Origin of the sequence: Acinetobacter sichuanensis, from assembly GCF_003024515.2 — a bacterium.
In the GTDB taxonomy this organism is placed as follows: domain Bacteria; phylum Pseudomonadota; class Gammaproteobacteria; order Pseudomonadales; family Moraxellaceae; genus Acinetobacter; species Acinetobacter sichuanensis.
Genome location: NZ_PYIX02000012.1, coordinates 15,270 through 34,188 on the forward strand (window position 1 = coordinate 15,270; position 18,919 = coordinate 34,188).

An 18,919-nucleotide genomic window follows, 5' to 3' on the forward strand; every position below is an offset into this window, starting at 1 on the left:
TTAGATTATCTTGAAAATATGCAACTAGAAATAAAGTCTAAAATTGAGAAATTGACATGATGCGTATAAGTTTTATTGGTTCGGGTCGAGTTGCAACCCATTTAGCACAGGCTTTTGCTCGGCAGTATCAAATCGTACAAATTTTTAGTACTCATTTTGAAAATGCACAAAAACTTGCCAGTCTTGTACAGGCAGAAGCAATCCATCATCTTCAAGATTTTCAAGATAATATAGACTTATGTGTCATTGCTGTAAGTGATCAAGCTATTGCGCAGGTGATACAGCAGCTCAAACCCTATTTAAAAAATACACTGGTTGTACATAGTTCTGGAAGTACACATTTAAAAGTATTGGCTGACCATTATGAGAATGTAGGCGTATTTTATCCTTTACAGACCTTTAGTTTTGAACGTGAAATTGACTGGGAAAATACCCCTTTATTTATTGAAGCACAGTTCGCAGCGAGCCAACAAAAACTAGAAACACTTGCAAATAGCCTAAGTAATAGGGTTTATCTCTATTCTTCAGAGCAGCGTTTGAGTTTACATTTAGCTGCTGTATTTGCTTGTAATTTTAGCAATGCATGTTATGACATGGCAAAACAAGTTCTTGATGCTCAACAGGTAGATTTTAGTTTATTGTCTCCTTTGATTTTAGAAACCGCTCAAAAAGCCGTTCAAAATGAACCTAGATTGATGCAAACAGGTCCTGCGATGCGTGGAGACCATGTGATTTTGAATATGCATCAAGCAATGTTAACTGCTTCACAGCAACCTCATTTGACTGATATTTACCGCATGTTAAGTGAGCAAATTATCAGTCGACAAAAAATAGAATAGTCTTAAGCTATATTTAGCTTGCAAAGAAAATATGTTCATTTTATAGTCGATTTATTCTCTAAATAAAAACTTATAAAAATGAATGATCAACAATATTTATTAAAAGTCGTGCAATGGAAAGATTTAGTACATTTACAAACAAGAGATGTTATTTCTGAATTATTGATTTCAATACCTTGGTTATGTGCATCTTTGGCTTTTGCGTATTTGGCTTGGTATCCATTGGCATTATTTTGTTCATTTATGTTTTTTTTAACAGGCTTACGTCAAGTGCATAATGCTTTTCATTTTGCACTTGGAATAAGCCGAGAAAAAACACATTGGGTCATGTGGGTATTAAGCATTCTCATGTTAGGTTCAATGCATGCTGTACAAATTAATCATTTACGTCACCACCAATTTTGTATGCAAGATGAAGATGTTGAAGCGAAAAGTGCCCGTATGAAATGGTGGCAAGCCTTATTATTTGGTCCATTTTTCCCACTCATGTTGCATCAAAAAGCATTTAAAGTTGGCACAAAAACTCAGAAAAAATGGATGTTTGCAGAGTTGATTGCAAATGTATTATTTCTGATTTTAGTTTTTGCAATTTTAGATTTTACTTTTTTAAAATATCATGTATTGGCAATGCTAATAGGACAATGTATGACGGCATTTTTTGCAGTTTGGACAGTCCATCATGATACTGAAGATCATATTTATATGGCACGTACTGTGAGAAATGAGTTTAAGCGAGTTGTGACTTATAATATGTTTTATCATGTAGAGCATCATTTATTTCCTGCTGTACCCACTCGGCATTTACATGTGTTGGCAAAGCGTTTAGATGCTTATGATCCAACTGTGGAAATTAGAGAAGTGTTTTAGTCGCTCTAAAAATGAAAAAAATAAGCATGACTTTTTAATATCATCTTTTAAATTGATTCACGAAATCCGTCAGTTTTATGCAGATGACGGATTTTTAAATCATTCAAAAATTAAAAGCTAAACAAGATATTACAGTCTTTTTCAAGTAAATAAGCCAATCAATCAGAAAATAACGCTGAAGTTATTTAAAGTGAATAATGGCAGAAATGAGGAGATCCAAAGCATTTTGAGTGTTTTGATTTAATTCAAATGAACAATTGATCCGAAGATGATGCGGTGTTTGTTCTGAACGATAAAATAAAGCCCCCGAAGCAATACCAATATTTTGTTGTAATAATGCATGATAAAGCACATTACTGTTGATTTGCTCAGGCAAAGTGATCCATAAAAAATAGCCCGATGGATAATAATGCACCTTACACGTTTCAGGTAATTTTTTACTGAGATATTGATAATACTGATTTTTTAAACGCTTTAAGGTATTTCTTAAGGTTTTGAGATGCTTTTCATAATAACGATGTGACAAATAATCTGCCAAGGCACTTTGAATAAATGAATTGACGGAGAGCGTACTCATCAATTGCAAATGCTGAATACTTTCAGAAAATTTGCCTGCATAAACCCAACCAATACGAAAACCTGCACCCAGTGTTTTAGAAAAAGAAGAACAATGTAGAACCAGATTTTGTTGATCAAAATACTTCATCGACAAGGGTTTTTTATGATCAAAATAGAGTTCTTCATACACATCATCTTCAATCAGATAAATCTGATGTTCCTGCAATAATTTTGCCAATTGTAATTTGATTTCATCACTGACCGTAAATCCAATCGGGTTGTGACTGTTGAGCATGAGTAAACAGACTTTAATTGGATAATTTGACACAGCATTTTTAAAAGCTTCAAGGTCGAGTCCATGTTCAGGGTGTTCAGGAATAGTGATGACCTTTAAACCCAGATGTTCTGTCGCCTGCCACGCCCCATAGAAAATAGTTTCTTGCAGTAAAATATAATCCCCGGGTTTGGTCAGGGTTTGTAAAGCCAGATTCAGCGCATCCAGACCACCAGACGTGATGACAATATCGGAAGGATCGGTGGGAATGCCTTGCATACAATAACGCTGTGCAATAAGTTTGCGTAGTTCCAGATTGCCTGGAGGCAAACTTGGCATTTGTTCATAGCTGAGTCGATGTCTTGCACGCTGTGCCAACGTTTGCATGAGCTTGGAAGAATACAATAATTGGCTGTCTGGAAAAGCAATCCCAAAGGGCACAATCTGTTCAGACTGAATGGATTTTAAATAACGAAACACAGTTGAGTTAATTTCTATTTTTTCATTCAGAATCACTGTCTTGGCAATTTCCACACTGTCTGGATCTTCAGCAATAAAATAACCCAGTTTTTCTTTGGAATAAATCAGTCCCTGCGCCTCCAACTCTTGATAGGCATTCATGACTGTAATTAAGCTAAATCCTGATGTTTCCGCCTGTTGTCGCAAAGAAGGTAATTTTTCGTGAGCTTTCCATGCACCACTTTCAATCAAGTGCTTGAGACTGAGAGCAAGTTGTTCTGATTTATACATAGGAAAGCACTCAAAAGATTGGACGGAAGATGAGGATGAAATTTTACATTTTAAATATTATAAAATATAACAGAATGAATTGTGCTGATGATGTTGTTATAGTTTTTTCCTGACTTTTTGTAGCTACACACTCTTAGACTTAGGATCTAAAATCTTTAAAGATAAAGGATGAAAGGGCAGAGGTGCTACGGTGTTTGTAACTGAAAAAATGAATGCAATTTCAAGGCTGATTGAGCAGCAAGGCTTTTCAGAGCGGCTACACAAAAAACTCGAACAGCACTATGTCAATCTGGAAGCCACTTTATTACGTGCCAAAGTTTTACGTGAATTTTCCACCTCCAAAGTACATTATATTGCCCAATCTGCCATTCAAGAGCAACAGAGCAGTCTGGCTTTTTTATTTGCGCCCTTTATTTTGGCAAATCTGAATCAAAGTGTGATCTACCATAGCCCTGCAACGCCATCTGTACTGAATGTGTTGAACCGTTATTATCAGGCGGAACAAAAACAAAATTTAAAAATTGATGATGTATTGTCTGCTTTAAATTTATATCTGGATTTGGATGAAAATGAATTAGACGAAGTAGAATTTTTATATTTTTCCTTGCTCAAAGCTTTGTGCCGTGCCGATGTTACACAAATTTTCCTGATTACCGCATTGAAACTGGATATTGCCATCATTGCCGAAATTGAACAGTTTTTCAGGGTGGTCATCCATGTGATTGGCACTGATCCACAGGATAAAATCATCGCCGCTGATGATGTGAATATGCGCAAACTGTTATTTAAAAACAAGGATGATCAATATGTTGCCTTGTGCGGGAAATTTGCCACGCTCAATGCACAATTGTTATTGTGCTATGGCAGTTATAACCGTGCTCAGGCGACGCATTTGGTGGATGATATGTTCTATGCTGAACATATTTATGAAAAATTATCGGTATATGCCGAATATATGCAGACCCGTTTACAGCATCAAGCCAGTCTCAAACATGTCCAATTTCTCGCTTAACGGTCTTTTGAGTTTGCCCTTGTCTCGGTGTTTAAGGTATCAGGATAATATGCGATGCGTTTAGGCAAGCTTGGCAATAGGGTCACTATTGCACGACAAATAACGGTCATTCTACTAGTTTGGGGATTGAGTTTTATTTTACAAAAAATTCTGCATATTCCGATTGCGTCTGGCGTGTTGGGTTTTTTTATCTTACTGTTATTATTGCATTTTAACGGACTGAAACTGACTCAGGTGGAACAGGGTGCAGATGTGTTGCTAGCTGACTTGCTCCTGTTTTTTATTCCGCCTGTGGTCGGGATTCTTCAATATCAACAGTTGCTTTGGCACAGTGGCTGGAAAATTTTTGTGGTGATTTTTATCAGTACAGCGTTGGTGATGATGGCATCAATAGGAACAGTGCGACTGTTTTTGGATGAGGATGTCGAGGCATGACTGAGTTTTGGGGTGTTTTTTATTTGGTGTGGACGGTTTTGTGCTATTTTTTGGCAAAAAAATGCTTTGTTCAAACCCAGAAAATTTATTTTTCCCCCATTATTACAGTGCCTTTACTGAGCATTCTATTGATTGTGATCCTGCATCATGATTTTTCTGATTATTATGGATATACCCAATATCTGGTGGCGATGCTTGGACCCATCACCGTGGCTTTTGCCATTCCTGTGTACCGTTATCGGGAAATGATTCGACAGCATTTCAAAGTGCTGATTGTCAGTTCAGCGGTTGCCATGTTGGTGGGTATGTTGAGTAGTTGGGCATTGGCAAAAGCATTTGATTTTGAGGATATTGTCACCAACAGTTTATTGGCGCGTTCCATTTCCATTCCATTTGCCTTGGTGTTAACAGAAAAATTGGGTGGATCCATCAGTTTAATTCCGTTATTTACCGTGATCACGGGCTTGGTCGGTCTGCTTTTTGGCGATATGTTATTGCTTTGGATGAATTTTAAAAATCGTATTGCACAAGGGGCAGCATTGGGCAATGCAGCGCATGCAATGGGCATTGCCAAAGCTCGTCAACGCCATACATTAGAAGGTGTAATTGCCAGTTTATCCATGATTATTTCAGGTATTTTGATGGTGTTATTTGCACCTTTTATTGTCAGAATTTGCCAATTTTTAATTTTTTAAAATGATATTTTTGAAATTTTGTTAAATTATTGATAATAGCTGAACACTGGCAAAAAGCATCATAGAATGCTTAAAACTGTCTAATCAGGAAATTGACAAATAGGTCAGTTTTTGACAGATTGATTTGCAGTGCTATTTCGTGATTTAAAACATGCAACACAACAAAAAAAATGAAAACTTAAGTGATTTCGATCATTATCATCGCGTGACCATTTTAGGTGGTGGTTTTGCTGGTTTAGGTGCAGCCATTAAGCTCAAAGAAATGGGGATAGATGATTTTGTGCTATTAGAAAAAGCCTCAGAATTAGGTGGGGTATGGCGTGAAAATACTTATCCTGGTTGTGCTTGTGATGTTCCTTCAGCTTTATACTCTTATTCATTTGCACCAAATCCTGCTTGGAGTCGTGTCTTTGCCCCTCAAGCTGAAATCAAAGCGTATTTATTTGATGTTGCTGATCAATATAAAATTATGCCACATGTCAAACTGGAACATGAGGCATTACAAGCAACATGGTCAGATGCAGATGAGTGTTGGATTATTCAAACAAATCAAGGAGAGTTTCGCTCTCAATTTGCGATTATGGCATGTGGTCCAATGCATGAACCCGTGATTCCAAATATTAAAGGAATTACATCTTTTGACGGTGAAATTTTCCATTCATCTCGTTGGCGACACGATATTGATTTAACAGGAAAGCGTGTTGCTGTCATTGGTACAGGTGCATCAGCGATTCAATTTGTCCCACAGATTCAACCAGATGTAAAACAACTGACCATTTTTCAACGTACCGCACAATGGATTTTGCCAAAATCAGATATGCCATTACTTGCACCTGTACGAGCTATGTTTAAATTTTTACCCTTTACTCAGCAGCTTATGCGCGGCTCAGTGTATGGGATTTTTGAAAGCATAAATGGAGGAATTCAAAGTCCTGCGGCAATGATGCAATTTCAAAAAATTGCTCAATGGCACTTAAACTTTCAAGTGAAAGATCCGATATTACGTAAAAAACTAACACCAAACTTTATTATGGGTTGTAAACGAATTTTGCAATCAAATCATTGGTATCCTGCATTAGCACAAAAAAATGTAAATGTTATTTCGGATGCACTAATAGAAATCAAAGGTCGAACTTTGATTGCTGCAAATGGTGAACATTGTGAAGCTGATGTGATTATTTTGGGCACAGGTTTTGAAATTGCAGACCCACCTATAGCCAGTCGTGTCTATAACCGTTTTAATCAAAAAATGTCTGATGTTTGGCAGGGTAGCGCAGAAGGCTATATGGGAACGATGGTTGAAGGTTGCCCAAATGGTTTTTTAATGTTTGGACCAAATATTGCAGTCAGTTCTTCGGCATTTATTATTATTGAAGCTCAATTAACTTATATTATGGATGCAATTCGACAGGCGTTAAAATTAGGCATTCATACAATTGAACCGCATCCTGAAATTACTCGAAAATTTAATGAAGAGGTTCAAGCTGCATTACAAACAACAGTATGGAATAAAGGCGGATGTCAAAGCTATTTTATTGATAAAAATGGTAAAAATAGTACGGTTTGGCCTTGGACAACATTTAAATTAAAACAAAAAATGAAACACTTTGATTTAAGCGAATATCGAGTGAACTATAAACCTGAAAATGCTACAAAAGTCACTCAATAATCGGTTGATTCTGATAAATTTAGATGATATTGTTTTTTGTATTAACACATTAAGTTTTTCATGTGTTGATTTTATTTAGCTCAAAGTGAGTACTCCTCTTTGAGCTATTTTTTTGTCAAATGTTAAGAAAGCCCGATAATAATGGATAATAAACCTGCTGCGATGAGTGGACCAACAGGTACACCACGTAACAGAGCAACGCCAGTTACTGTACCAATCAATAAACCTGCAACAATATTTGGTTGATTACTCATCAATTTCACGCCACGTCCACCTAGCCATGCAACTAAGATCCCAATCGCAATTGCTAGCAAGGATTTCCAACTGAGGAAAGACTTTAAAATAGCATCTCCTGCGATTTTACCACTTGCTATAGGTGTGAGTACACCAATCGTTAAAATAATGATACCAATATTTAACCCATGATTTTGAAGAAGATAAAAATATTCACTAAGAGGCGTGATTCGAAAAACAATCAAAACAGCAGCAGCAATCGTGACCGCACTATTATGACTAAAAATACCACATGCCAATAAAACTAAAAGTACGATTAAGTTTAAATCTAGATGTGACGCAAAATTCATCATGAAGGTAAGAGACTAGCATTTGAGGAAAGCTTGAATAGTATAACAATCTTAAATGGGGCATACAAAGATTGGCGATTCGGCTACAATCTTTAGGCTAGATTCATACGATGGTAGATCAGAATGTTGCTCGAAAAAATTTTACAATCTCAAGGCTTTGGAAGTCGTAAATATTGCCAACAACTCATTAAAAATGGTGCAGTAACAATTGAAGACCAAGTGATTGATGATTTAAAATTTAAAATATCAGAACAACAATTAAATTTTAAAGTTGATGGTAAAGCTTATCTTTATCGTGAACATGTATATTTAGCACTGAATAAACCAAAAAATTATGAATGTTCTCATCAGGCTACACATCACTTTAGTGTTTTTGACTTGGTGGATGATCTGTTATTGAATCGTGGAGTGCAATGTATTGGTCGTTTGGATCAGGATACAACAGGTCTGCTTTTATTGACCGATGATGGTAAGTTCTTACAAGCATTAACGCACCCTAAAAAACATGTACCTAAGGTGTATATTGTTAAAACAGCAGATGAAATTAGTGTGGAACAAATTGAAAAACTCACCTCAGGTGTAGAGCTTCGAAATGAAAAAGGTATTTTTGCTGCAACAGATGTACAAAAAATATCAGAAAATAAATTATCATTAACGATTCATCAAGGTGTTTACCATCAAGTAAAACGTATGCTCGCTGCTGTAGGAAATAAGGTGATTACGTTACATAGACAGCAAGTGGGATTATTAGATTTAGGACAATTAGCACAAGGTGAGTTTATATTTTTAGATGAGCAGCAGATTCGAGCTGCAAAAAACTTAGATGAATTAATTGTCACGTTATAATTCATTGAATATATTTCAGTATATAGAGAAATAAAATTACAAATTTTGCTGTTTCATTGATTTTTATTTTAAAAAGCAATGGTAGGTAGAAAATTCGTCATCTCGAACAAATCCCATTTGCTCATATAGCTGATGGGATTGATAATTATTTTTTTGTGTTTCTAGGCTGATTCTTAAAGCATTTTCATGACGAGCAAATAAAATAGCAGTATCAATCAACTGTTTTGCTGAACCTTGTCTGCGATAAATAGGTGTAACATAAACATCATCTAAAATATAATAAGTTGAACAAGCTAAAGAGGAAAAACCTAGATAAAGTAAAACAAAACCTGTAATCACTTCATTTTTGACATGAATAAAAATAACACTTTCTTTATTTTCAAAACGTTGCTTTAAAAAATTATAAGATTCTTGAAGGTTGGATGATGCACCATAAAACTGGCGATATTCATCAAATAAGACAGAAAGTTGTTTTAAATCTAGTTCAGTTGCACGTTTGACGATCATCCTGTTCTCTCTGTTGTTATCATTCTAAGAAATAATAACGAAAAAACGGGTTGCTCAACTCAGTAAATTGTTTGCAAATGCGACACTGTTAAGTTTTGTCACTTTTTTCATTTAAGATGGCATTGAGTTCTGCAAAAATGTCTTCTTCATCTAAAGTTGATTTTTGGGTGTTTTCTGTACGTTTTGTATTTTTTAGCTTTAATAATTGTTCCATGTCTATATTTTGATTTTCAATAGTAAAAGGAATAGATTTGGTTAACACAACTTGTTTGAAAAATAAACGAACTGCCTGTGCAGGTGTCATACCTAATTGTTTAAAAACAGCAAAAGCTTGCTTTTTTTCTTGTGAATCAAGACGTACTTGATAAACTTCGGTTTTTCGCATCAATTAACCAAAAAATAAGTGAAATTTGAAGCTTTCATTTTAATCAAACTAAATGTAAATTCAATAATTGCTACTCAAAAAACACAAAACGTCATTACGTTGTCATGCTAATGTCAGTTCTTTTTTTGAGATGAAGTGCATTTTTTGTTGACTAATTGGATCAAAAAACGCCAATTCTTTAGCCAATAGCTGTAAGGGTTGATTAAAATCAGCATCATCTTTATGTGAAACTTCAGGATAAAATGGATCATTTTTTATAGGGATATTGAGATGATTTAAATGTACACGTAACTGGTGCTGCTTACCTGTTTCTGGCTTAAGTTGATACTTTGCCCATTTGAAGTTATGTTCAATTAAATCAATTTCTGTAAGTGAATTAACTTCACCTGTCACAACTTGCATGGTGTAAAAAGGATGCCCTTTCTCCATTCTTAACTGGACAGTTTGTGGAAACTTTAAATCAGCATGAAAGGGTGCAATGGCATGATAGAGCTTTTGTACTTGTCGTTCTGCAAAAAGTTGTTGATAAATACCGCGTGTATCAGGGCATTTGGAAAATAAAACAAGACCTGCTGTTTCTCGGTCTAGACGGTGAATTGGGGTTAGATTGGGGTTTTGGGTTTGTTTTTTAAGTCGAACAAGTAGTGTTTCTTGTAAGTACTTACCTGTCGGACTAATGGTTAAAAAATGTGGTTTATCTATCGCAATAAAATGTTCATTTTCAAATAAAATTTCTTCTTTAAAAGGAACGGTAATTTCGTGTGCTAAAAAACGATAATAATAAATATGCGTATTTTCAAGATACATGCTGTGAAGCGTCAAAATTTGACCTTGTTCATCAAAAATAAGTTGATCTTGAAAACGTTGTTGCCATTCTGTTGGGGTGATATGTGGGAATTTTTCACATAAAAAATCAAATAAAGAGTGAGGTCTATTTTCAAGTTTGGGTAAATAAACTTGACTGGCATTTACGCCATTTATCATGGGTGGAATAAAGGTTGAATGTAAAGTTTGCATCAAAAATAGAGATCCAACTGGGATAAAACAAGGTTAAGAATAAAATGCTTTTACACTTTTATTGGTTAAATTCTACGGGATCGTGAATAGGTTTTAAATGGTTGCAGTGTTATTATAGTCACTTGTTTCTACCCTGTAGTGAGTAAAATGCAGTATTCAGTTCAACTAAGCTTAAACAATGAGCAAGACACACAAACACTAGCGCAAATATTGGCGCAGCATATTGCTCAGGGCGTAGTTTATTTGATTGGTGATTTAGGTGCAGGAAAAACAACATTAACACGCTATTGGCTACAAAAATTAGGTCATCAAGGGGCTGTTAAAAGTCCAACCTATACATTAGTTGAGCCTTACGAGATCAATGGTAAAAGCGTTTTTCATTTTGATTTATACCGTTTAAATGATCCTTATGAGCTTGAATTAATGGGTATTCGTGATTATTTAGATATCGAAAATGCATTATTTTTATTTGAATGGCCATCAAAAGGTGGTGAGGAAATCCCTCAAGCTGATGTTGTCTTAAATTTGTTAAAAACAGAAGATGAAGATGTACGTAAGCTCATCATTGAATTAAATGATGCGGTACTTTATGAACAGTTACAGGCAAAAGCCGTATAGGTCGTCGCATGTCAACTCAAGAAGTAAATTTAAAACGAATTCAAACATTACATCCTGCATTGGCTAACCAAATTGCAGCAGGAGAAGTGATTGAGCGCCCATCTTCAGTTGTTAAAGAATTATTAGAAAATTCCATTGATGCTGGTGCAACAGCATTAATTATACGTATTGCAAATGGCGGCAGCACTTTGGTTGAAATCATTGACAATGGTCATGGGATTCATCCTGAAGATTTAGCGTTGTCTGTGACACGCCATGCAACCAGTAAAATTCGAACAGCAGATGATTTACACGCAATTGTAAGCTTGGGTTTTCGTGGTGAGGCTTTGGCATCTATTGCGGCTGTATCACGTTTAACATTGATCAGTAGCCAAGATGATTCTGGCGTTGGTTATCAGGTTGAGGTGAACGGCACAGCTTTTGATCATCAAGAAATTCAGGCTGTTGCAAGTCAAAAGGGTACGCATATTCGTATCCAAGATTTATTTTTTAATGTTCCAGCGCGTCGTAAATTTTTAAAAAAGCCAAACACAGAATTTGGTCATATTGAAGAAATTGTTCGACGTTTAGCTTTAACTCATTTTGATATTCGTTTTGTTTTGGAACATAACGATAATATTCGTTTGAATCTGCCTGTAGCAGATAGTGGTGAGTTGCGTTTTCAACGAGTGCAGCAACTTTTAGGTCGTCAATTTACCGAAAATGCTTATTGGATTGATGCAGATAGCATTAGTATGCGTTTATCTGGTTGGTTGGGGCATCCGTCTGATGCGCGGGCACAAACAGATTTACAATATGTTTATGTAAATGGACGTATTGTGAAAGATAAAACAATTTCTCATGCATTACGTATGGCATATGATGGGATTTTACATGGGCATCAACATGCAGCTTATTTGTTATTTTTAGAAGTTGATCCTGAAAATATTGATGTGAATGTGCATCCAACTAAACATGAAATTCGTTTTTTAAACCAACGTGAAGTACATGAGTTTGTACGACATTTTGCTAAAGAAACATTGTCACAATTTCAAACAGCAACGGCAGATTTAGCGAGCGCAATGAAAACAGAACAGGCGCAAGCGATGCAGCAGCCTATTCAACCGCGTTATCAAGAACAGTTCCAACTTCATCAAAATAACGCATCATTCACGCAACATGAGATACAGGAAAATAGCCTAAGTTTATCTAGTGCCAATTCTCCTAATCCTTCTGAAGCTGATACATTAACTGATTTTAGTTCGAAAGAACCCAAAGCTGTGCATTATCAACCGCAACCACAATATCGTAGTTCACCGCAGTTAAATAATGCGCTGAAAAGCTATCTTGCACCATTACGAGATGAGCAAGATCACTCATCTACGGTACAACATGTATCAGACCAAGAATCTTTTGATCAGTCTGTAGCAGCTTTAAAACAGCAAAAAAGCACAGTAGTTGATGAATATCCTTTAGGCATTGCCATTGCACAGTTACATGGTATTTATATTTTAGCTCAAAATACTGAAGGCTTAATTATTGTTGATATGCATGCCGCACATGAGCGTATTTTATTACAACAAATGAAAATGGCATGGGACAAACCTGAATTTTGGACATCACAACAATTGTTGATTCCAAAAGTCATTTCAATTACCCGAATGCAAGCCACACGCATTGATGAATTGAAACCTCAGTTAGAGCGATTAGGTTTAGAAATAGACCAATATGGGGATGATCAAGTCATTGTGCGTGGAGTTCCTGCTATTTTGCATAAAGCTGACTTTACAGCGCTTGTACCAGAGTTATTGAATGATCTAGATCCAAATGATGAAGCACAAGCATTACAGCAAAAGCGCGATCAAATTTTAGCAGGTATGGCTTGTCATGGTGCTGTGCGTGCGCATCGTATGTTAAGCCTTTCGGAAATGAATGCTTTATTACGTCAAATGGAACAAACTGAATTTGCCAGTCAGTGTAATCATGGTCGTCCAACATGGCGTGCCTTTCCATTGGCACAATTAGATAAATTATTTGCTCGAGGAGAGTAGTTGTTCATGTCAAATAAAATGCCTGTTATCAATTTAATGGGACCAACTGCGAGTGGTAAAACAGCTTTGGCATGTGAACTTTATGAGCAAGGCAATGTTGAAATTATTTCTGTAGACTCAGCATTGGTTTATCAAGATATGGATATTGGTACAGCTAAACCGAGTAAACAAGAGCAAGCACAATATCCACATCATCTCATTGATATTATTAGCCCTTTGCAAGTGTATTCAGCAGCAGAATTTGTCGAAGATGCATGTGGTTTAATTGATGATATTCACGCGCGTGGAAAAACCCCTGTGCTTGTTGGCGGTACAATGTTGTATTTTAAAGCACTACTTGAAGGTTTATCTTCAAATTTACCTAGTGCAGATTATGCTGTTCGTGCGGCAATAGAAGCAAAAGGTGAGTCAGAAGGTTGGCAAGCTGTTTATGAAGAATTAAAAGCGGTTGATCCTCTTGCGGGTGAAAAATTTAAAGTCAGTGATAAGCAGCGAATCATTCGAGCATTAGAAGTATATCGTTTAACAGGACAAGCAATTACGCAGTTACAAGCGGAGCAACCTAAAAATATTGCGTACCGTTATAACTTCCATAATTATGCTTTGCTGCCCGATCGAGCAGAATTGCATCAAAAAATCGATATTCGTTTAAAAAATATGTGGAAAATCGGATTTTTAAATGAGGTAGAGGCTTTGATTGAAAAATATGATCTTAACGAAAATTTACCTTCTGCAAGGTCAGTTGGTTACCGTCAGGCTTTAGAATATCTTAAAAATAGTGATAGAAGTCTTAAAAGTAAGCAAGAAATGGAAGATAAATCGTTATACGCGACACGACAATTAGCCAAACGTCAATACACTTGGTTACGATCTTTGCAAGAATCCCACCAATTTAAAACCTATTTGACGATAAAGCAAGCACAAGAAGACTTGCGAAACTTATATGGATAAAGCAAAATTTACCTACTATCTTTTTTATAAATTTTAATTGAAAAATAAAGATAGTTTTTGCGCTGATTTTTAAAATTTTTTGGAGTATAAAATGTCTAAAGGTCAAACTTTACAAGATCCGTTCTTAAATTCTCTCCGTAAAGAACGTATTCCAGTTTCTATATTTCTTGTAAATGGTATTAAATTACAAGGCCATATTGAATCTTTCGACCAATACGTAGTTTTATTGAAAAACACTGTAAGCCAAATGGTTTACAAACATGCAATTTCTACGGTTGTTCCTGCACGTAATCCTCGTCCTGCTGGTGCTCCTGCTGGTGCTCCTGGTCAAGCTGCTAGCGGTTTTGGTGGTCAAGGTGGCTTCGGTGGTCAAGGTGGCTTCGGTGGTCAAGGCGGCTTCGGTGGCGGTAACCAAGGCGGTTTTGGTGGTAACCAAGGTGGCTTCGGTGGTCAAGGTGGCTTCGGTGGTCAAGGTGGCTTCGGTGGTCAAGGCGGCTTTGGTGGTCAAGGTGGCTTCGGCGGTAACCAAGGTGGCTTCGGCGGTCAATCATCTTCAGGTTTCGAAGGCGAAACTAAATTTGAAGATGTACAAGATGATGAAAATAATCGTTAATTCATGATTATTGCATAAATTAAGCGTTTTAATTAACGCATTGAAATGGGTGCTTCTAGAGCACCCATTTTTTATGTGCTAAAAACAATAATAAAGATCACTGTAAATATACAGTGCTTAATACATTGGTTGCATCTAATGCGAGTGCCATAAATAATTTACTTAGCATTTAAATTTACTGTAAAAAAATAAGCTGATGTATTTTATTGTTTTTCTATAATATCTTTATTAAATGATAAGGTTTATTTTTTAATTTTTGTAATATATTTATACTTTTCAATGATATATTTTCTTTTTTGTATTTGGTTTTTAATTAAAAATTATTTTTGATTGTATGGTCATTATTTATTGAAGATATTTTTCTTTTTTTTTATAAAAAAACCAGTCAATTGAGACTGGTTTTTGTGTTATTGATAAAATTATTGAGACTGGTTTTTATCATCTAAGCTTTTATCTTTAATTTCAACATAGGTATTAGCACGTAATTCACGTAACCAACCATCTAGTTCAGAGTCAAATTGACGTTCACCTAGGATTTGACGTGCCATACGTTTTTGATATTCATTAGTCATGTCTTGTTTACGAATATCTTGTACTTGTAAAATATGCCAGCCAAACTGTGTTTCAAAAGGTTGGCTAATTTCACCTGCTGGCGTATTCTGCATGACTTTATCAAACTCAGGTACCATCATCCCTGGACTTACCCAACCGAGGCTTCCTGCATCACGTGCTGAGCCTGGATCATTTGAATAGGTAGAGGCAAGGGTAGCAAAGTCGTCACCTGCTTTTAAACGATTGTAGATGCTTTCAATCATTTGTTTTGCATTTTCAGGTGTAACAATTTCCGAAGTTTTAATTAAAATGTGGCGTGTTTCATATTGCGTAACCAATGCTTTTTGTTCATTGCCTTTACGGTCAATTAATTTTAAAACGTGTAAACCATCTTGTGCTTTGATCAAATCTGTCGTTTGACCAGGGTTAAGTGTACTCACACGCGCTGAAAGTTCAGAAGGGATTGCTGAAAGTGGACGAAAGCCCATATCTGCACCTTCGATTTTTACATGCTCATTTGTGAATTTTTGTTCTAAAGCTTTGACATCATTGCTTGTGTTTAAGTCATTTTTAATTTGTTTAGCTACATTTTCAAGCTCTTCTGGTGCAGCATCTCCAGAGATGCGTAGGTGTAGAACGTGAACTTCACTTCCTACAGCAGCTTGACCTTCAGGAGATTTTAGAAAGTTTTCTACATCTTGATCTGAAATTTTGATACGTGACATGACTTGTTGTTGGCGTAAACGCTGGATTAGAACATCATCAGCGACTCGATTGCGTAGTCCTTCATAGGTTCCTGGTGCAATTGCATCTAACTTCTGTTGAAATGCTTCTAAGCTTGTAGAACCAGACTGATTTGCAACTTTGAGCACAGCATCATTTAATGTTTTTTCATCTAGTTTTAAACCATAACGTTTTACTTGCTCAAGCTGAGCATTTTGTATAATCAATTGATTTAAGATTTGACGCTGTAAATATTCTACAGGTGGAACTTCTTTCTTTTGTGCTTGAAGTTGATGAGCTGCTTCTGCTACACCTTGATCTAAGTCACTTTTTAAAATCGCTCGATCACCAACAACTGCAATCACTTGGTTGGTCGGTGCAGCAAATGTTGGCATTGATGAAGAAATAAATAATGCTAATGCAGTAGCTTTAAAAAGTTGTTTTAAGTTTTGCGTCTTCATTAATGTGTCCAAGTTTGATTAATTTTATCGAAGCCTAAGATACGATTTTCCAAGAGTGAGCCTAATTTATTGTTTAAGCCACCTAAACCTTTTAATGTAAACTCAACCATGACTGCGCGTTTAGGCTTAACATTTGGATCATTTACATTGTCTAAATCATTAAAATATTCACGACCGTAGAGTGAAACACCCCAACAACATGATTCATAATTTACACCAGCAAGATATTCACGTGCGACATTATTGTCCATGTCATATTGAACATGTCCCATAATACGCCAATTATCTTTTACAGGTTGTATAAATGATGCAACCACTTGATCGTATTGATCTTGTCGATCTGGTAAATAATCTCGGTAGAAGTAACCTATATTGTACAAGTTGCCTTTATTGCCTGTGTAGTACAATTGGAAGTCACGTTGAGCATTATCACCATTTGACATCCATGCAGAGTTAGCACTTACAGTGAAATTTTCAGAGAGCTGGCTAGATAAACTAATGACAGGACCAGATTGACGGTCAGTATCAAACTCATCTTTTTGGCTTGCTTGTTCATTGAGTGTTACACGGCGGTCTGAAAAATAAAAACTTTGACCAACGCCTGCACGTAAACGCTCTAAACCTACTGTATCAAACAGGCTATAGCTTAGCCCTAAAGATAAGAAGTTATTATCTTCTAAACGGTCATGCCCATAAAAACGGCGAGGGTTAAACAATTGATCATAGCTAATAGATGCTGTGGTTGAGTCAAAGTTTGGATAACCATTTTGATTTTCATAAGGTGCATAAGCATAAAAAGCACGAGGGGTTAGGGTTTGAAGAAATTTACCTTCACGTTCAAAAGTTAAACCAGTATCCAAAGTAAATTCTGGAACGACAACGGATTTGTTTTTATTGTCATTACTTTGGTTTGGATTGGTTGCATCAATACGGTCAATGGTCTTTTGATCATAAAATGTGTGTAAAGTACGTACGCTGGCTTGAGGAATTGCAAAAGCCCAAGGGTTTCTAAAGTTATAACGTGCTGAAAACTCGTTATATAGACGTGTACCACTAGGTTGATAAATAGAAGAATCTGAATTATTGATCAGATTAAAATCATTGATATCTTTTTGAAAATACGCAGTGTCATTATTAAATTCAAACTGTAAACCTTGTGGGTTACCTTTGACATAATTGACTAATAATTGTGGCAAGCGTGCATAAGGTTTATCAATGTCAGAAATAGTTTTATCCAAGGTCTGGAAATCTTCAACACGTAGTTGTGCGTTTAAACCAGGAATACCATGCCCATAGTTAAGTTCCCATGCACGACGTTGGTTTAACTCTGTACGTGAACTTGGGTCACTGTCTAAGTCTGAGAAAAAGTCTTTATCTGAAACGTAGTTATATTCTAAATTTGTTGACCATTGATCATTGATTTGCCAATCATGTAATAAATGTAAATCTTTACGGTCTTGGTCGTTATATTCTTTGTCAGAAGGTAAATAGCTTCCCCAAATACGTCCTGCACCAAAGTCTTCAGTTAAATAACGAAAATCTCCAGCAGCTTGTACACCACGATCACTGATAATTCGAGGCGTAATGGTCGCATCATAATTTGGTGCTAAGTTTAAATAGACGGGTACAGCAACTTCAATACCACCATCATTTGTAAAACCAAAGGTTGGGTTTAAAATCCCTGTTGTACGTCGATCATCTATCGGGAAATTAAAATAAGGTACAGCAAGTACAGGGGTGTCTTTTATATATAGTTTAGTGCCACGTGTGACACCACGTCCTGTATCTTGGTTGAGTTCAATTTCTTTTGCTTTAATTTGCCATGTTGGTGACTGCTCTGGAGGACATGTACTATAGCTTGCATCTTCTAGAACCACCGTACTTGGTGAGGTCTTTTCAATTTTTTTCGCATGTCCATGCGCATGTGTTGCTTCAGCAATATAGAAACTATTGTTGAGCTCACCTGTTTGCTCTTTTAAGTTGTAATCAATTTCATCACTTTGTGCAATTAAGCCCCCTTGAGCCATTTGTACATTGCCTTTGGCTTTAGCAAAGGTTTGTGTTTTATCAATAACCACTTCGTCAGCGCGTACCATACGACCATTTTGGTCAATGACAACATCTCCAGATAAAGTAGAGTCACCATTTGGGTTGTAGTACCCATGATCTGCGGTGATGATAGATGTCGTTTCTTCAGGTGATACAGCTTTTTGTTCTGTGTTGAATGGTGTTACCCAAATACCATCACAATAGCGATTGCTGACCCCTTGGGTATCACGAACTTGGGCTTGAGCAGAATCTTTATCAACATAATATTGACTATAAAAGTTTTGCCCAGGATAACTTTCTTGGATTGCTGATTTTAATGTTTCATTATCGGCAGCAGATGCAGTGTCCGTTGTTTCGGCATAGCTGGATACTGAACTTCCACAAAGAAGTGTCAAAATAGCAGTCGCTAAAGGATTAAATTTAAACTGATGCTTCATTTGTCTCATTAACCAAGTATGCAGATCGCAATTAATTATTGTCGAAT

18 protein-coding genes are annotated in these 18,919 nt (G+C 36.2%); 11 read left to right on the forward strand and 7 right to left on the reverse strand.

Features of this window, described 5'->3' with window-relative positions; genetic code table 11:
- Positions 1–59 precede the first annotated feature (59 nt).
- Together C9E89_RS09180 and C9E89_RS09185 are read left to right on the forward strand one after the other, a co-directional pair.
- A complete protein-coding gene (locus C9E89_RS09180; protein WP_107008016.1) occupies positions 60–839 on the forward strand; it encodes a Rossmann-like and DUF2520 domain-containing protein in 780 nt (259 codons plus the stop codon).
- A 78-nt stretch (positions 840–917) separates the two neighbouring features.
- A complete protein-coding gene (locus tag C9E89_RS09185; protein WP_107008002.1) occupies positions 918–1,706 on the forward strand; it encodes a fatty acid desaturase family protein in 789 nt (262 codons plus the stop codon).
- A 181-nt stretch (positions 1,707–1,887) separates the two neighbouring features.
- Here C9E89_RS09185 and C9E89_RS09190 read toward each other — a convergent pair whose 3' ends face one another.
- Entirely contained in the window at positions 1,888–3,288 is a 1,401-nt protein-coding gene (locus C9E89_RS09190) for an aminotransferase-like domain-containing protein (RefSeq protein ID WP_107008001.1), read from the reverse strand.
- Positions 3,289–3,478: 190 nt separating this feature from the next.
- On the opposite strand from C9E89_RS09190, the gene C9E89_RS09195 reads away from it, so the two are divergent.
- The 4 genes from C9E89_RS09195 (at position 3,479) to C9E89_RS09210 (ending at position 7,099) form a co-directional block, all read left to right on the forward strand.
- The gene (locus C9E89_RS09195) at positions 3,479–4,300 is read left to right on the forward strand and encodes a hypothetical protein (RefSeq protein WP_107008000.1); all 822 of its coding nucleotides are present in this window, start codon (positions 3,479–3,481) and stop codon (positions 4,298–4,300) included.
- Between the two features lie 54 nt (positions 4,301–4,354).
- Entirely contained in the window at positions 4,355–4,735 is a 381-nt protein-coding gene (locus tag C9E89_RS09200; RefSeq protein WP_107007999.1) for a CidA/LrgA family protein, read from the forward strand.
- Complete coding sequence (locus C9E89_RS09205; RefSeq protein ID WP_107007998.1) at positions 4,732–5,430, forward strand: LrgB family protein; 699 nt, start codon at positions 4,732–4,734, stop codon at positions 5,428–5,430. The genes C9E89_RS09200 and C9E89_RS09205 overlap by 4 nt, the downstream gene beginning before the upstream one ends.
- A 151-nt stretch (positions 5,431–5,581) precedes the next feature.
- Entirely contained in the window at positions 5,582–7,099 is a 1,518-nt protein-coding gene (locus C9E89_RS09210) for a flavin-containing monooxygenase (RefSeq protein ID WP_107007997.1), read from the forward strand.
- Between the two features lie 122 nt (positions 7,100–7,221).
- On the opposite strand, the gene C9E89_RS09215 is transcribed toward C9E89_RS09210, so the two are convergent.
- Positions 7,222–7,683 carry a DUF441 domain-containing protein gene (locus C9E89_RS09215; RefSeq protein WP_107008015.1) on the reverse strand — a complete coding sequence of 154 codons (462 nt, stop codon included), beginning with the start codon at positions 7,681–7,683 and terminating at the stop codon, positions 7,222–7,224.
- Positions 7,684–7,806: 123 nt separating this feature from the next.
- Here C9E89_RS09215 and C9E89_RS09220 point away from each other — a divergent pair, with 123 nt between their 5' ends.
- Complete coding sequence (locus tag C9E89_RS09220) at positions 7,807–8,529, forward strand: pseudouridine synthase (RefSeq protein ID WP_107007996.1); 723 nt, start codon at positions 7,807–7,809, stop codon at positions 8,527–8,529.
- 63 nt (positions 8,530–8,592) lie between these two features.
- On the opposite strand, the gene C9E89_RS09225 is transcribed toward C9E89_RS09220, so the two are convergent.
- From C9E89_RS09225 to C9E89_RS09235, 3 genes are all read right to left on the reverse strand, one after another.
- Positions 8,593–9,036, reverse strand: coding sequence for a GNAT family N-acetyltransferase (locus C9E89_RS09225; RefSeq protein ID WP_107007995.1), 444 nt, complete (start codon positions 9,034–9,036; stop codon positions 8,593–8,595).
- 88 nt (positions 9,037–9,124) lie between these two features.
- Positions 9,125–9,421 (reverse strand): type II toxin-antitoxin system RelB/DinJ family antitoxin, encoded by a 297-nt coding sequence (locus tag C9E89_RS09230; protein ID WP_107007994.1) that lies wholly within the window; start codon positions 9,419–9,421, stop codon positions 9,125–9,127.
- Positions 9,422–9,523: 102 nt separating this feature from the next.
- Positions 9,524–10,438: a pseudouridine synthase gene (locus C9E89_RS09235; protein ID WP_213069634.1), complete on the reverse strand. Its 915-nt coding sequence runs from the start codon at positions 10,436–10,438 to the stop codon at positions 9,524–9,526.
- A 147-nt stretch (positions 10,439–10,585) separates the two neighbouring features.
- Here C9E89_RS09235 and tsaE point away from each other — a divergent pair, with 147 nt between their 5' ends.
- The 4 genes from tsaE to hfq all read left to right on the forward strand — a co-directional run bounded on the left by tsaE (position 10,586) and on the right by hfq (position 14,650).
- Entirely contained in the window at positions 10,586–11,056 is a 471-nt protein-coding gene (gene tsaE / locus C9E89_RS09240; RefSeq protein ID WP_107007993.1) for a tRNA (adenosine(37)-N6)-threonylcarbamoyltransferase complex ATPase subunit type 1 TsaE, read from the forward strand.
- An 8-nt stretch (positions 11,057–11,064) separates the two neighbouring features.
- Positions 11,065–13,086, forward strand: coding sequence for a DNA mismatch repair endonuclease MutL (gene mutL / locus C9E89_RS09245; RefSeq protein WP_107007992.1), 2,022 nt, complete (start codon positions 11,065–11,067; stop codon positions 13,084–13,086).
- Between the two features lie 6 nt (positions 13,087–13,092).
- Positions 13,093–14,037 (forward strand): tRNA (adenosine(37)-N6)-dimethylallyltransferase MiaA, encoded by a 945-nt coding sequence (miaA, locus tag C9E89_RS09250; RefSeq protein ID WP_107007991.1) that lies wholly within the window; start codon positions 13,093–13,095, stop codon positions 14,035–14,037.
- Between the two features lie 91 nt (positions 14,038–14,128).
- Positions 14,129–14,650 (forward strand): RNA chaperone Hfq, encoded by a 522-nt coding sequence (gene hfq / locus C9E89_RS09255; RefSeq protein ID WP_107007990.1) that lies wholly within the window; start codon positions 14,129–14,131, stop codon positions 14,648–14,650.
- A gap of 419 nt (positions 14,651–15,069) precedes the next feature.
- Here the strand turns inward: hfq and C9E89_RS09260 are convergent, their stop codons facing one another.
- Positions 15,070–16,386, reverse strand: a complete 1,317-nt coding sequence (locus tag C9E89_RS09260; protein ID WP_107007989.1) for a peptidylprolyl isomerase — start codon at positions 16,384–16,386, stop codon at positions 15,070–15,072.
- Positions 16,386–18,872 (reverse strand): LPS-assembly protein LptD, encoded by a 2,487-nt coding sequence (locus tag C9E89_RS09265; protein WP_107007988.1) that lies wholly within the window; start codon positions 18,870–18,872, stop codon positions 16,386–16,388. The genes C9E89_RS09260 and C9E89_RS09265 overlap by 1 nt, the downstream gene beginning before the upstream one ends.
- Positions 18,873–18,919 lie beyond the last annotated feature (47 nt).